This window comes from Almyronema sp. (assembly GCF_052168255.1).
GTDB classification, from domain to species: Bacteria; Cyanobacteriota; Cyanobacteriia; order Phormidesmidales; family Phormidesmidaceae; genus Sphaerothrix; species Sphaerothrix epifaneia.
Genome location: NZ_JBQLZL010000055.1, coordinates 1 through 13,638, shown reverse-complemented (window position 1 = coordinate 13,638; position 13,638 = coordinate 1). Strand labels below are relative to the sequence as shown.

Below are 13,638 nucleotides of genomic sequence, written 5' to 3'. Positions count from 1 at the left end.
GCAAAGAAAGCCACGAGGCCGACAAAGCTTGCCTTCGAGAAGCGGCTACAGCACTGATGAATGGGTCACTTTTTAGCGTAAATCGCCCAAAATTTAGCCAGCTTTTAGCGTTTGCTACTCAGCTTCACCCTAATCGTTATTGCCCGGTTCCACCTGATCAGTTGGCTCATTAATCAGTTCAACCAAACCCTCAGACAAAAACTTCGGATCCATAAAGACGACTTTGGAATTGCTGCTTTCTCCCAGTTTTTGATTGGCCTCTACGTACTGCTGAGCCAGCAAAAAATTCAAAACCTGCTGACGGTTGGTAGCGCTTTGCAGCGCTTCAGATAGAAGACGCATCGATTGTACGGTTCCTTCGGCTCGAGAAATGGCTGCTTGTTTTTCGCCCTCAGCTTCAGTAATAGCTGCTCGCTTCTTGATCTCAGCCGCTTGCTGAAGCTGCATAGAGTCGCGAACCTGCTGGGGGGGTTCAATACTTTGCACCTCAACCCGCGTTACTTTTACCCCCCAAGGCTCAGTCGCTTCATCTAGCTGATCGAGCAAAACCTTATTCAGTTCATCCCGCGAAGAGAAGGTTTCTTCTAGCTTCATCTTACCGATCGCTGAACGTAGCGTCGTCGTCACCAATTCTTCAATCGCTTCTTCGACGTTTTCGATCGCGTAGTAAGTGCGTTCTAAATCTAGAATCTTCCAATAAACAACAGCATCAACATCTAGGGGCACATTGTCTGCGGTAATCGCTGATTGTGGCTCGATATCAATTAGTTGCTCCCGAATCGTATCTTCTAGGACAACGCTATCAACCACTGGCACAATGAAGTTTAGGCCAGGTCTTAGTTTGCGCTGATAGCGTCCTAAACGCTCTACGAGAGCTTCGTTCCCCTGTTTGATGATACGAACCGAACCAATCGTATAGCCAATGACGACAAACGCTAAGACTAAGATTGATGGCCCCATACAAGCCCCCCCTGACAGGTGTATCCCTGTTTAATTAAACGCTTTAGAACTTTAAAAGTTATATCGAACAGTCTAAGCTTTGGCTATCAATAATGTTGTTAGATCACAGAATTTGCATAGTTTCTCAAGCTAGGGCACCTGAATTTAATTGACCTCGCTGCCCCCTTGTCCTGTTTCACTACCTGTCTTAACGCTTGTGGCTACGGCGATATCTGGCGATATCTAAAGGGGCGGATTCATCCGCTCTGGGTCTAAGCCGCATTGAGCAACGCGACCAAAGCGACAATCCCCGCAACCACCATTAAAACAGCGGGCATGGGTTTGCGAGTTTTAAGGTAACGGCTGATAAACACCACGATCAGCAGTCCTGTCACCACTAACGAAAGTATCCAGCCCCAGGTCACCCCTTGCCACTGCAAGATACCGCCCAAAATGAGTAATAGACCGCTAACAATCCCTGAGATTAAAGAAACCTGGCTGCCAGCCTGCTTGTATCCGATCACGCCACCCACCAGCGCTAGGATGCCATAGGCGATCGCTGCTACTATACCTAAGTTCATAAGCTGGTTCACTCTGGAGTTTCAAGCCTCTATCGTGCCAGGTTCTAGTCAGGCAATAGTTAGTTTCAACGAATTTGTTACATTTTGCTCAACTTATCCATAGAGGAGCCGCATCCAACGCCATGAGTGGCCTGACAACTGAGGTTTTGACGCAAATCAACTGTTATCGCCAGCAAGCCGCCGCCCTTTTACTTTATCAGGCTGTTTTGCAGCAGCCCATTGGCCAGCATTTTTTGCAGCTTTTAGAACATTTAGCCAGCAACGAAGCTGAACAGAGCCTGCGTGCCTATGGAGCCTGGTTTGCAGCTTTAGCAGCGCAAGATCTCACTTGGCCGCAATACCTCGTTAGACAAATTCAGCGAGACGATAACCCTTTCACTCGGCAAGTTCAGCAGCTAACGCTGGCCAGTCTGTCACCAGCGCTCGTTGCCGCCGCCCAGCATGATTTGAGAATTTTGCAGGCGTTGTCTAGCTGTTCAACCCAAGCAGTAGCGCAGTGGACTGAGCGCCTTTGCCATCTCCCCCGTCCTCTAGTTGTTTGGGAAAAACCTCAGGCAGAAGCGCTGCCAGCGTGGGCTAGGCTGATGGACTGGGACACGGAGATCAATGCCCTGACTCAGCAGTATCGGCAACGGGGAACGGGGCTTTTTGCTGATTTTTATGTCTGGCGCTGGCAGTCTGGGCAGCTAGAGGGGGTTGCCTATCCAGATCCCATCCGCCTAGATGAACTGGCAGCCTACGACCAACCACGGGCAACGCTCATTCGCAACACTGAATTTTTGCTAGCCGGACAGCCTGCCCTACATGTCTTGTTGTATGGGAGTCGCGGTTCTGGCAAATCGTCGCTGGTTAAGGCTTTGGTTAATGAATACGGCGATCGCGGCTTACGACTTATTGAAGTGACCAAAGCCCATTTGCAAGCCCTACCAACGATTGTGGAACAGGTGCGATCGCTGCCGCAAAAATTCATTCTCTTTGTAGATGATCTCTCGTTTGAAGAAGATGACGAATCCTTCAAGGCGCTGAAGGTGGTCTTAGAAGGCAGCGTGACGGCACGAGCGCAAAATCTGGTGATTTATGCCACTTCCAACCGTCGCCACCTGGTGCGAGAGTTTTTTGGCGATCGCCCCCGCCCCCATGAGGCCGATGAAGTGCATCACTGGGACACGGTGCAAGAAAAGCTATCATTTAGCGATCGCTTTGGCCTAACCCTCACTTTCGAACCCGCCGATCAGCCAACTTATCTAGCCATTGTTCAACACCTGGCCGAACAAGCCAACCTCAACCTGCCAGCAGACATTCTGACCGCCAAGGCGCTGCAATGGGCAACGCGCCACAATGGCCGCTCAGGACGAACAGCCCGCCAGTTTATTGACTTTCTTAAGGCAGAACTGGCGTTAGCAGCAGAGTAAAGCCCTCTTTAGCTGGGTCTATTTGCCCCGCAGGCAGATCGCCAGCCGATCTCTAAGGGCTGCCTAGTCCACTATTTTTACAACTTGCTTGCCGCTGCCTGATTTGCCGCCGAAGGTGAGAAGTGATCGCTAAAGGCAAAAGGCTAAGGGCAGAAGGAAAGCTTTTGGGTCAGAGCTTGCCGTAAGTGAAAGGTCTTAACGCTGGTAGCCACGGCCATAAACCTCTTTTGTCAGGCTAGGAAAAACTGACGAATTTACGTTATTTCAGCCTAGGAGAAATCAAGGTCTGATCCCAGTTTGATAGAAGAGGAACAAAAGCAGGTCGCTTTCACTGCAGCCCAGCAATTTATAGCCGCGATGTAACGCCATCAGGTGCTGGGGAACAATAAGAAGAATTAGCGTAATATTGGTCTACACGTGGTGAAGCCTCTGACTATGCAACCAAGCTTTCGGTTAGTTCCAACCGCAGGGCTAGCAACCTCAGTTGTGACGGTTCAGGCTGAAGAACATTTGTCTAGAGCGGTTCAAGAACTGGGGCTGCCACTGAAACGACGAACTTTAGTGTTAGTCGGTGGGGCTAGTAAGATTAGCCAGGAAGACTTTAATCGTTTGCAGGCACTCTTTGTCAACGTATTAGCGCCTTTAGCCGAACAGTTGAACATGGTTGTCGTAGACGGGGGCACGGATGCTGGTGTGATGAAGCTAATAGGAGACGCTCGCACCCACAACGGCAGTTCTTTTCCCTTAGTCGGTGTAGCCCCTATCGGGCTGGTAGCTTTGCCCAGCTTACCGATGACCCATCCAGAAGCAGTGCCCCTAGAGCCACATCATACCCACTGTTTTTTAATTCCGGGTAGCAGTTGGGGAGACGAAAGCCCTTGGATTGCTCGCATTGCTACCGCGATCGCCGATGGCATGCCGTCAGTTACCGTTTTAATCAATGGGGGTGGCATTACCTGGAAAGACGCAGCCTGTAGTCTTGAAGAAAATCGACCGATTGTCGTTATTAGCGGTAGCGGACGCACCGCTGATATTCTGGCTACGGCCTTGCGGGGAGATCCGGTAGAAGATGAGCGAGCGGCTTCTCTGGTTAATTCAGGTTTGCTGCAGGCGGTTGAACTGGAGGGCGAAGGCGACTATCTGGCAGATGTTTTGCAAGCCAAACTCACGTCTTAAAATAGTGACGACAAAGCCTGCCCCTTGCTGGGGTCAATAGCCATATGCCGGAATTTGCTGAGCGCCGTGAACAGTCCCCCCTACCGGAAATGGCTGACCTGATTGCAGAAAGCCAGCTCATGGAGCAGGAAATTCAGGCAACGGCCAAACTGGGTCTATCAGCGCTGATGGCGCTCTGGCAGGGCAGCATTCGGCTACAGCGCTATCTGCCAGACGTTTATCAAGCTCTCGGCAACGCCTTTTTGCTCGCTGGAGAACCTTTGATTGGCTATGACGTTTTGGCAGAAGGTCGCCAGTATTGGCCCTGCGATCTACGTATTAGACAATTGTTAGCCCTAGCGCTGGCTCGGAGTGGAGCCACCATTTCAGCCAATCGGTTGCTGCAAGAATTGGTTAGAGAGCAGCCGCGCAACGAAGAAACGCTCGGTTTACTGGCTCGTACCCACAAAGATCTCTGGAGCCAAACCAGCGACCCAGCGACCCAGCGACTCCACCTACGCCTCGCCGCCCAGTATTATCAGCAGGCTTATCGCATCAATCAAAGCATTTGGACGGGAATTAATGCGGCGACGATGGCGTTGCTCCAGGGGCAGCTTGACTATGCCAAAGCCTTTGCCAAGCAGGTATACAGTCAATGCTGGCAGCAGTTGCAGGCAGAGCCAACGGGCGATCGCTATTGGTTGCTGGCCACCCTGGGCGAAGCAGCTTTGATTTTGGGCAATGGGTCAGCAGCAGCAGATTATTACAGTCAAGCAGTTAATGTAGGACAAAAGCAATTTGGTAACTTAAGCTCAAGTCGTCGCAACGCTTTGTTGATTGCTCAATATCTACAAATCGATTTGAGTCAGGTAAAGCGCTGGTTTCAGCTACCGCGTGTAGTCGTCTTTTGCGGCCACATGATTGATCGCCCTGATCGCCCCGTACCAAGATTTCCGCCTGAGCTAGAACCACAAATTTACAAGGCTATTTGCGATCGCCTCCAAAAATTCAACGCTCGGTTGGGTTATGCTTCAGCCGCCTGTGGCTCAGACATTTTGTTTTTGGAAGCCCTGCTAGAGCTAAAAGGAGAACTGCACATTGTGCTGCCCTTCGCCCGCGAACAGTTTGTGCAAGACTCTATAGATATTGCTGCTGGCCCCAGTTGGCGAGAACGCTTTGAGCGGGTGACTCAGCAGGCCACCGAGGTCATTGTGGCTCCTCACCGCAAAACGCCCACGGCAACTGAGGTGTCTTACGAATATTCGCATCGGCTGCTACACGGGTTAGCCAAAATTCGAGCGCGGCAGTTAGGAACCGACCTGCTACCACTCGCCGTTTGGAACGGCGCACCCGGCGATCATCAAGGCGGTACCGCTAGCGCTGTTAGCTATTGGCGGCAGTGGTCAGAAGCGGTTGATATTATTGATATAACGGCTTTGCTCAAGCAGACCTTTCCTGAGCGGGTTTTAGCCAGTCCTGGCAAAATTGCTCAGCCCCCCTCGCTTTTGCCTGACGTTCAGGCAAAAGCCGTCTGCGCTCCATTAGCCCAACAGCCTATCAATAGCGATCGCCAAATTCGGGCTTTGCTATTTGCCGATGTGGTGAACTTTGCCCAGCTCTCGGAGGAGCAGTTTGTTCCGTTCGTTAATTCTTTTCTTAGCGAAGTGGCCGAACTTTCCAATCAGCCTCGTTATCAGCCGCTTTTGCGCAATACTTGGGGCGATGCCCTCTATTTTGTCTTTGCCAAAGTGCAGCAGGCGGGTAATTTTGCCTTGGCCTTGTGCGACCTGATTCAGCGCATTGACTGGGTCGAAAAAGGCTTACCTGCTGACCTCAACTTGAGAATTGCCCTCCACGCTGGCCCAGTCCACCGAAGTTTAGACCCCATTAGCGGCCAGGAAAATTACATTGGCACCCATGTCAACTATGCGGCTCGGATGGAACCCATTACTCCCCCCGGCAAAGTCTACGCTAGTCAGGCTTTTGCTGCGATCGCGTCTTCAGAGGGCATCCAAGATTTTAGCTGTGAATATGTCGGACAAACCCCTTATGCTAAACAGTATGGTACGTTTCCAACCTATCATGTCTGTCCAGACGGGGCTGGTTCCCAAGCCTATCGACGACAGCTCACCTGCTAAGTTTGTCTTGAAGGTCTACCATGCAGCAAAAACGCTACAGCCAGTTGCGCTGCCTCAACTGGTTCAATGCTGTTTTGATCGGGCTGATCATGTCGCCGCCTGCCGGGGGGCAAATTGTTCCCGATACGAGCTTTAGCGCAGAAAGTTCTATTCTCTCGCCGGATGGAGCCATTACAGGCGGAGCCATTCGAGGGGCGAACCTCTTTCATAGCTTTGAAACGTTTAACGTTAATGCTGGGCAATCGGTCTATTTTGCCAACCCCATTGGCATTGCAAACATTTTGGGGCGGATAACGGGTAGCACCTTGTCTGAAATAGACGGCACGCTTGGGGTTGCCGGAACTGCCAACTTATTTTTACTCAACCCCAACGGCTTTTTGTTTGGCCCCAATGCCCAGCTCGATCTGCGCGGTTCTTTCACAGCGAGTACAGCTAATCGCTTCACCTTTGCTGATGGCAGCGTCTGGGGCATGACATCAACCCCGCCCAGTCAGTTGCTCAGCCTCAGTGTACCTGTCGGTGTGCAAGCAGGCGATCGCCCACAAGGTAACGTGACGAATCAAGCCCAACTTCGCTTGGCCGCTGGACAGCGACTGACCCTGTTCGGCAGCACCGTTACGCAAACCGGGACGCTTACCGCTCCCGCAGGGACGCTACAAATTTTAGGCGATCGCGTGGCGGTACTGGATCAAGCCCGTCTAGACGTATCAGCAGCGGCGGGCGGGGGCAGAATTTTGGTAGGCGGCGGCTTTCAAGGAGATGCAAGCGTTCCTAGCGCCCAAACAACAACCCTTGCCCCAACTACTGTGCTTCGTGCGGATGCCTTAAGCAATGGCAATGGCGGTGAGATTATTGTTTGGGCGGATGAAACCGCCTATATCCACGGTAGGCTCAGTGCCAGAGGGGGGGCGATCGCAGGCAATGGCGGCTTGATTGAAACATCTGGCAAACACACCCTAAACCTCACCACTACCGCCGATGCTAGCGCGATTAATGGTCAGGGGGGACTATGGCTAATCGACCCGGACAGCGTTAGCCTTGTTTCCGATGGCACTGGGTCAATTGGCAGCAGCATCGTCGCCGTTAGCAACATCAACAGCGCTTTGAACGCTGGCACCAGCGTTACGATCACCACCGATGAGGGAGCCTCTGGTGGCATCTTTCAGTTCTCCGGAGCGCCTATTCGCAAAACGGCAGGTGGCCCAGCGACGCTAACGCTAGCCACAGACAACAGTATCGCTTTAGAGGCTGGCATTACTTCTACCAGTGGGGCGCTGACAGTTGTGCTACAGGCCGATCGCGATCGCAATGGCTTTGGCAACGTGACCGTGCTAGATACCCTTGCCACCCAAGGCGGCAACATCTCATTGCAGGGAGCCTCTATTAAAATCGAAGCGCCCATAATCGCCAATAGTGGTAGTGTTCTGCTACAGGGCTTTAACGTTGAGATTGGTGGTTTCACCCCTGGGAGTGTTGTAGCTAGAACCCTGGCGGTCAATGCTGAGCAGGTAGATGTTTTTCAAGAAAGCTTTTTGTTTGCCACTGGCCTGCTGGTGATTGAGGCAAATCGTCTCCGTGCAGTTGAACCGAGCGGTGCTTGTTCAACCTGTGTTCCCTTGCCCGCAGTCGTCGCCAATAGCATTAATGCTGATGTGATTGCAAATGGGCAGCTCAGCTTAGCCGTTGCTCAAATTCAAGGCTTCACCACCAACCAGCAGGGCAGTTTTCAAACGTTGCGCAATAACGCTAGTAATGATTTGGGTAACAGTAGCAACAGCGGGAATGCGACTGATTTTGAAGGAGAAGCGTTTGAAAGCGAAGAATTTGAAGCAGATGAATTCATTCCTTTTAGCGATCGCCAAGCCGCAGCCCTACCCAGCTATAACCTTGTCAGTTGCCGCGAAAGTGACTTTATTGTAAGCGGTCGCGGCGGTTTACCCACTTCCCCCAGCGACCTGCTAACAGCCCAAACCCCGGCCATACCGTGGGTCATCAACCCAACTGAGACGAGCGAACAAGGGTCGCTTCCCGTCGCCGTACCCGTCAGCTTGACCGAAGCCCAGGGGTGGATGACGGATGCAGCAGGCAATGTTGTTTTTGTTGCGCCAGTTGCCGCCAGTCCCTTACCTGATCCCGCTGCCTTAGCCCCCTATCGTTGCAGCGGCTGACCCGCCTTGCAAAACGGCTAAGCTTTTCTATCTTGCTTTGGCTTCCTACGCTATTCAGGCAGAGAGGTGTCTCTACACCCATATCCTGGCATGATGGAGACTTGCGTTCAGTTGCAAGATAGGACATCAACCATGCGATGTGCGGTAATTAGTCGAGCTGGTCAGGTTTTGGCCAACGGTCGCCTCTTGATTCATCAAACTGAAACTGGAGACTTGCGTTTAGATTTAGCCACCGATGGCGGTCGTTTGTTAGAAGGTGGCTTAATTGAGCCAGATGGCGATATGACTTTAGCCAGCCAGGGGCTTTCCGAGCGATTTTTTGAAGTGTGGGGTATGAGCGATCTGATTTTGCAGGTCACTGTGCACTAGGTTCGCTGGAAAATTACTGAGAGATTGTTAGCAGGCATCTCTACCGTCTTCAGCCAAGAGAGCTGATGCTGTTGGGCGATCGCCCTCACCTCATCTAAATCGCGCACTCCCCAAGCCGGGTTTCTGGCTTGCAAGCTAGCGTCGAAAGCAGCATTACTGGGTGCAGTGTGCTGATTATGGCGCTTAAAGGGGCCGTAGAGATACAGAATTCCACCTGGCGGTAAAACGCGCTCGGCTCCTGCCATCAAGCCTAAGCAAGCCGCCCAGGGTGCAATATGAATCATATTGATATTGACGATGGCGGTGATCGGCTGCTGCGATAGGTTCAAATTTTGCAGCGTCTCTGGTAGGGGGGGTTGCTCAATCGGCCATGGCACCTCACACACATCTAGCGCTATCGGCCCCAAAACATTGGCAGCAGGGCTATGAGCTTGCCAAGCCGCAATACTAGATCGAGCAATTGGATCAGGATCAGAGGTAATCCACAAGTGCGATCGCAGGCGGGGCGCTAAAAAGACAGCATGTTCTCCCGTGCCGCTAGAAATTTCTAACACAGTTCCGGCGGGCGGCAAGACCTGCTGCAAAATCTGCAAAATGGCTTCCCGGTTGCGTTGGGTCGCTGGCGCGTACTGACGAGCGTCAAGCGGCTGAGACATTGCACACCAATATTTTTTTCGCTTTTAAATTATTTTCATGCTTTTGGCGACTCCCGCCTACCGAAGCACTTTGCTAATATCCGTAAATAATATAAAGCTGTCAGCTCAGATGCAGAGCTTGAACTATAAAGAACCCATTTTTCAATTTAAACAACCGCTGATAAATACCCAAGATCAGCCCGGTATCTTTCATTTAAGCTGGGGACGCGATCGCACTTTGTTGGCGACCTACTACACCTGCTTAGATCAAGCTTTGTTGTTGTGGGCTTGGTGCGTAGCTGTCATTTTTACCGTTGCTCAGTTTTCACCTATTGACTGGTACTGTCAAGCGATCGCCTGGTCGAGCCTATCGGTAGTCGCCACCTTGATGACAAACTGGCTGACCTGGGAATGGGCGCAAATTAAAAACCTCCGCTGGATTATTTACTGCTGGTCAGGGTTGATGCTGGGCGGCGTTTGCCTGACTGACTATGGAATTTTTTCAGGCAATCCCTTAATCTTGATCAACCTTTGCCCGCTCTGGCTAGGTGTCAGCGCTTTGGGCTATGGAGTGACTGCCGGGGGCATGCGATCGCGAGCCTTGGCCTTAGTGGGGTTGTTTCATCTGGGGGCGATCGCGGCTTTGCCTTGGCTAATTAGCTGGCAGTTTTTATTGACGGGCAGCGTCATAGCTAGCAGCCTTTTGTTTCTGTCTATCTTGCAATGGGATCATGAAGTTGGCACATAAACGCCTAGCCACTGCGCTGTCGTTCGTTTTTTGAACAAAAAGTCTAAAATAGCCAGCCTAAGCAATCGTCAAAAGACCAAGTGCGTTGTAGAGAATTTTGCACATCCCTTAGGCTGGCTAGGGCTGGCGTTCAAGATGAGTCGCATAACCCGCCCAGTCATCAGAAAGTTCTAACTGAGCAAAGTGGCAAGATAGCGACGTTAGAAGCCAGCGTCAGAATCGACCCAAACGGCGCAGCCTTCAGGATGGTCGCAGTTGGGCATAGTGACCTCTACGATAAAGTTGCCTTCATAAGGCGCATAAACCTGAGGGTTGGCATCGGCAGCGGTATCTTGCCAAACTAAATTCCCGGCTGTGTCATACAAAAACAGGTCAAGATCGTAGCAGTCTTCATCGCACCAACCGTAAATACCTTCTTCTTCCAGAAAGTAGCCTTCTACCGTCACGGAGTCGCCGTTATAAAGCCAAAGATCTCGGCTTTGCGCCTTTGCCGCCACCGTACTGAGCACCATTACAGAAGCCACGCCTGAAGCTACCAGGCCGAAACGTAGCATTGAACGAAACGTCATTAAATGCAAGCTCCTTTACAATCAAATAAAGTTGAGCGTTAAGCTCTAGCTATACACTTCACGCGTGGGCGTTCAAGATTCAGAAGTCAACCACAATTTCATCATTTCTCTACAGAACTTGCCTCAAGGCCACGCTAGTGCCAGTAAATACTGAGGCTCTCTTCAAACAAGCCGCTCTAAAGCGGGGCGCGACGACGGATGCGGCCAATACTCAAAATGATTAACAGGCTAAGGGCTAACCCTGCGGCGGTCAGCCAAAGGGTTGGCGCTGCTAGATGTCGCAGCGCGATCGCGCTATAAGCCCAAACGTATACCAGCGTAAAGGCCACATCCGATCGCTGTAGAGCCACGATCGCAGCCAATAATCCACCCACAATCAACATCAAAACCGTCCAGCCTGCACTACTCAACCCCCAGCCTGTCCAGTTTGAGCTGTAAAGAGCAGAAGCAATATTGACAATCGTGGCTACAGAAATCCAGGCAAGATAAACACTCAACGGGATTTGAGCAAACCAGCGATAAGGCCGAGAAACTCGCGATCGCGCAGAATTAACCTGCAAGTAAGCGCCAATCAAAGCAAACAAAATTGCCAGTATAGCCAAAACCGATAGGTTAAAAAGCTGTAGCGTAAATAAATACACCCAAATAATCTGAGCCACACACGCCACGATCAAGCGAACATTAACGCGCTGAAGGGCAGCGGCTTGCCGTTGAGCAGGTTTAAGCTGATACAGCCCATAGGCAACCAGCCCCACATAAATAACGCCCCAAATGGCAAAGGCATAGCTAGCAGGCGTAATTAAAACGCCGCTCAGAATGGTGTTAGAAATTTCGCCAATGTTGCGCCCCTGCGGCGGATACAGATTCGACAACGTATTTACAATCAACGTTGCCAAAATTGCCGCTAGGGTAGCGATCGCCAGTGCCCAACCTGATTTTGCGGGCGTTTGTGGGGTAGAAGAACTCATAGACGCTTGCTTCACACAGCAGACGCTGGCATCGTAACGTATTGCCCACCAGAATCACTACCCGCTAACGACTGAGCCTGACAGCTACCCGCGCAAAGATTTGTAGTTAAGTTGGCAGACAAAGCGCCGCAATTATCGATGATAGTGATTAAGTTCGCGATTGCCCTACATCGATTTCCTTTAGAAAATGACTTTATTTTTACAAGAGCGCATTCTTGTCCCCGTTGATTTTTCAGAAGAAGCCTTTCGAGCCTTAGACGACACGCTAGAATTTGTGGGGGATCCAACCAAAATTCACGTTTTGCATGTTTTACCACCGCTAGAAGCCACTGATCCCGGTGTCGTTTGGGAGACAATCGATAACCAAAGTCGTCGCCAAAGCGTTGAAAAAGCCTTCTACGAAAAACGCGCTTCAGAAACCGACAGCAAACTACACTTCAAAGTCGTTGTTGGTAATGCCAGCTCTGAAATTATCGACTATGCCACGCAAAACGACATCAATCTAATTGTGATTCCGTCCCACGGACGAACAGGCATTGCTCGCTTTTTCTTGGGTTCAGTGGCTGAACGCGTGGTTCGGTTTTCTCATTGCCCCGTTTTAGTTTTGCGCCAGTAGCTTGACAAAAAAGAGCCTGATCAGTCGTTGCTGATCAGGCACAATCGGGAATCGCTGAAGCCTTGCTGCAAAGCGAGGGTGGGGTATCTTCTGCCAGTCAGAGCTGACTAGATAGCCTTAAAAGACAGGTTGGTTTTCCTCAACAATGACAGGTTCAAACAAGAAGACGCCCGCCCGGTTGGGATCAACCGTTACCCGGATCCAGTAAACATCGGGGGTGCCAAAAGCCTGAATGCGGGTGAAGTTGGGAATACGTCGATTTGAACCATCCGTTGCTTGAGCAAAAAGCGGCTTGTCAATCAGCAAAAAATGGGAATCGCCCTGCGCCAAAACAACAGGCTTACCAAACTCAATTGACTTCGTCGCTAAAGCCTCTAGAAAAGCATTAAACCCAGTACGTTCAGGATCGTCAGTAGCCAGCTCAAAACCAGGATTGGCGTGAATCAAAATAAATACGCCAGCGCTGTTCAAACGTTCAGCAGCCTGAAAAGTTTTATCTAGCCAATCTAAAGCTGCCGCCAAGCGTTCTTGATATTCGGCTGTACGCTCTCGGCAAAGATCGACGCGGTTAGAGCGTCCCTGACATTCATTAGGCTGGGTGGGAACTTGAGCACCTGTCAGCGTTTCACCAATACCACTCCAAGGGCTGAGGTTATTATTGCTACCGACGACGTGAATGGCAGAAAACACAACGCCGTTTTTGATCCAAATCTGGTTTTCAACATATTTTTCAAATCCAGAACGGCTCGCTTGCGACACTACCCGCTGGGGTCGCCTACCCGTAGAGAAGCCAGGACGCGGGTAAAAAATTTCTCGAATTTTAGCTAAACGCTCAATGGGATTAAATTGACCAGCCGCTTCTCGATGGCAATCTGTCCATTCGTTATCGCCGGGGGTATAAATAAAGGGCAAGTTGAATTTTTGATATTGATTAAAGCGCTCTTGAAACAGTTGATCAGAACAAGCTGAAGAGCCACTTTTAATATCACCCCCATGCAGCACAAAGCTTAGGCTTCGCTCGGCGTTAATTTCCGCAATCACGTTGTCAAATTGCGTTACTTCGCCAGCGTTGTAGGGTACATCAGTAATCAGAGCAAATTGAAAAGCTCTTCTGCCACGGCCTTCTCTGTCCTCATCACCAGGGCCATCAGCCCATACTTTAGGCAGCACTGCTGACATCAGCGTAGCCGCGATCGCAAGCGGTAGACAGATTTTAGTGAGTTTATTCATAGGGGCTAAGGGGCTTTAATTTTAACCATTTAAGCAGGATTGGCAAAATATAAATTCGCATAGCAACGAATGCTTTTGCCATGACATATTGAGCTTTAACCAAACCAAAG

Annotated in this window: 13 protein-coding genes; 7 read left to right on the top strand and 6 right to left on the bottom strand. The window is 50.8% G+C overall.

The window, feature by feature from the left end; all coding sequences use genetic code 11:
* Positions 1–129: 129 nt before the first annotated feature.
* Both ACTS3T_RS12195 and ACTS3T_RS12190 read right to left on the bottom strand, forming a co-directional pair.
* A complete protein-coding gene (locus ACTS3T_RS12195) occupies positions 130–960 on the bottom strand; it encodes an SPFH domain-containing protein (protein WP_377965936.1) in 831 nt (276 codons plus the stop codon).
* A gap of 251 nt (positions 961–1,211) precedes the next feature.
* Entirely contained in the window at positions 1,212–1,520 is a 309-nt protein-coding gene (locus ACTS3T_RS12190) for a TMEM14 family protein (RefSeq protein WP_377965934.1), read from the bottom strand.
* 122 nt (positions 1,521–1,642) lie between these two features.
* Between ACTS3T_RS12190 and ACTS3T_RS12185 the strand changes: the two genes are divergently transcribed.
* The 5 genes from ACTS3T_RS12185 (at position 1,643) to ACTS3T_RS12165 (ending at position 8,762) form a co-directional block, all read left to right on the top strand.
* A complete protein-coding gene (locus ACTS3T_RS12185; RefSeq protein WP_377965932.1) occupies positions 1,643–2,932 on the top strand; it encodes an ATP-binding protein in 1,290 nt (429 codons plus the stop codon).
* Between the two features lie 435 nt (positions 2,933–3,367).
* Complete coding sequence (locus ACTS3T_RS12180) at positions 3,368–4,108, top strand: hypothetical protein (protein WP_377965930.1); 741 nt, start codon at positions 3,368–3,370, stop codon at positions 4,106–4,108.
* A gap of 44 nt (positions 4,109–4,152) precedes the next feature.
* Positions 4,153–6,225, top strand: coding sequence for a TRAFs-binding domain-containing protein (locus ACTS3T_RS12175; protein WP_462935023.1), 2,073 nt, complete (start codon positions 4,153–4,155; stop codon positions 6,223–6,225).
* A gap of 20 nt (positions 6,226–6,245) precedes the next feature.
* Positions 6,246–8,393 carry a two-partner secretion domain-containing protein gene (locus tag ACTS3T_RS12170; protein WP_462935022.1) on the top strand — a complete coding sequence of 716 codons (2,148 nt, stop codon included), beginning with the start codon at positions 6,246–6,248 and terminating at the stop codon, positions 8,391–8,393.
* 132 nt (positions 8,394–8,525) lie between these two features.
* Positions 8,526–8,762, top strand: a complete 237-nt coding sequence (locus tag ACTS3T_RS12165; RefSeq protein ID WP_377965924.1) for a hypothetical protein — start codon at positions 8,526–8,528, stop codon at positions 8,760–8,762.
* On the opposite strand, the gene ACTS3T_RS12160 is transcribed toward ACTS3T_RS12165, so the two are convergent.
* The gene (locus tag ACTS3T_RS12160) at positions 8,759–9,418 is read right to left on the bottom strand and encodes a DUF938 domain-containing protein (protein WP_377965922.1); all 660 of its coding nucleotides are present in this window, start codon (positions 9,416–9,418) and stop codon (positions 8,759–8,761) included. The genes ACTS3T_RS12165 and ACTS3T_RS12160 overlap by 4 nt on opposite strands.
* A gap of 118 nt (positions 9,419–9,536) precedes the next feature.
* Between ACTS3T_RS12160 and ACTS3T_RS12155 the strand changes: the two genes are divergently transcribed.
* Positions 9,537–10,145 (top strand): hypothetical protein, encoded by a 609-nt coding sequence (locus ACTS3T_RS12155; RefSeq protein ID WP_377965920.1) that lies wholly within the window; start codon positions 9,537–9,539, stop codon positions 10,143–10,145.
* Between the two features lie 200 nt (positions 10,146–10,345).
* Here the strand turns inward: ACTS3T_RS12155 and ACTS3T_RS12150 are convergent, their stop codons facing one another.
* Both ACTS3T_RS12150 and ACTS3T_RS12145 read right to left on the bottom strand, forming a co-directional pair.
* Entirely contained in the window at positions 10,346–10,714 is a 369-nt protein-coding gene (locus ACTS3T_RS12150; RefSeq protein ID WP_377965919.1) for a hypothetical protein, read from the bottom strand.
* A 176-nt stretch (positions 10,715–10,890) separates the two neighbouring features.
* Positions 10,891–11,682, bottom strand: a complete 792-nt coding sequence (locus ACTS3T_RS12145; protein ID WP_377965918.1) for a tryptophan-rich sensory protein — start codon at positions 11,680–11,682, stop codon at positions 10,891–10,893.
* A 187-nt stretch (positions 11,683–11,869) separates the two neighbouring features.
* On the opposite strand from ACTS3T_RS12145, the gene ACTS3T_RS12140 reads away from it, so the two are divergent.
* Complete coding sequence (locus ACTS3T_RS12140; RefSeq protein WP_377965917.1) at positions 11,870–12,298, top strand: universal stress protein; 429 nt, start codon at positions 11,870–11,872, stop codon at positions 12,296–12,298.
* Between the two features lie 117 nt (positions 12,299–12,415).
* On the opposite strand, the gene ACTS3T_RS12135 is transcribed toward ACTS3T_RS12140, so the two are convergent.
* Entirely contained in the window at positions 12,416–13,528 is a 1,113-nt protein-coding gene (locus ACTS3T_RS12135; protein ID WP_377965916.1) for a metallophosphoesterase family protein, read from the bottom strand.
* Positions 13,529–13,638 lie beyond the last annotated feature (110 nt).

What these genes read in the sequence shown, in the direction of transcription:
- ACTS3T_RS12195 (WP_377965936.1), bottom strand. Translation starts at nt 960, where the DNA reads ATGGGGCCATCAATCTTAGTCTTAGCGTTTGTCGTCATTGGCTATACG.
- ACTS3T_RS12190 (WP_377965934.1), bottom strand. Translation starts at nt 1,520, where the DNA reads ATGAACTTAGGTATAGTAGCAGCGATCGCCTATGGCATCCTAGCGCTG.
- ACTS3T_RS12185 (WP_377965932.1), top strand. Translation starts at nt 1,643, where the DNA reads ATGAGTGGCCTGACAACTGAGGTTTTGACGCAAATCAACTGTTATCGC.
- ACTS3T_RS12180 (WP_377965930.1), top strand. Translation starts at nt 3,368, where the DNA reads ATGCAACCAAGCTTTCGGTTAGTTCCAACCGCAGGGCTAGCAACCTCA.
- ACTS3T_RS12175 (WP_462935023.1), top strand. Translation starts at nt 4,153, where the DNA reads ATGCCGGAATTTGCTGAGCGCCGTGAACAGTCCCCCCTACCGGAAATG.
- ACTS3T_RS12170 (WP_462935022.1), top strand. Translation starts at nt 6,246, where the DNA reads ATGCAGCAAAAACGCTACAGCCAGTTGCGCTGCCTCAACTGGTTCAAT.
- ACTS3T_RS12165 (WP_377965924.1), top strand. Translation starts at nt 8,526, where the DNA reads ATGCGATGTGCGGTAATTAGTCGAGCTGGTCAGGTTTTGGCCAACGGT.
- ACTS3T_RS12160 (WP_377965922.1), bottom strand. Translation starts at nt 9,418, where the DNA reads ATGTCTCAGCCGCTTGACGCTCGTCAGTACGCGCCAGCGACCCAACGC.
- ACTS3T_RS12150 (WP_377965919.1), bottom strand. Translation starts at nt 10,714, where the DNA reads ATGACGTTTCGTTCAATGCTACGTTTCGGCCTGGTAGCTTCAGGCGTG.
- ACTS3T_RS12145 (WP_377965918.1), bottom strand. Translation starts at nt 11,682, where the DNA reads ATGAGTTCTTCTACCCCACAAACGCCCGCAAAATCAGGTTGGGCACTG.
- ACTS3T_RS12140 (WP_377965917.1), top strand. Translation starts at nt 11,870, where the DNA reads ATGACTTTATTTTTACAAGAGCGCATTCTTGTCCCCGTTGATTTTTCA.
- ACTS3T_RS12135 (WP_377965916.1), bottom strand. Translation starts at nt 13,528, where the DNA reads ATGAATAAACTCACTAAAATCTGTCTACCGCTTGCGATCGCGGCTACG.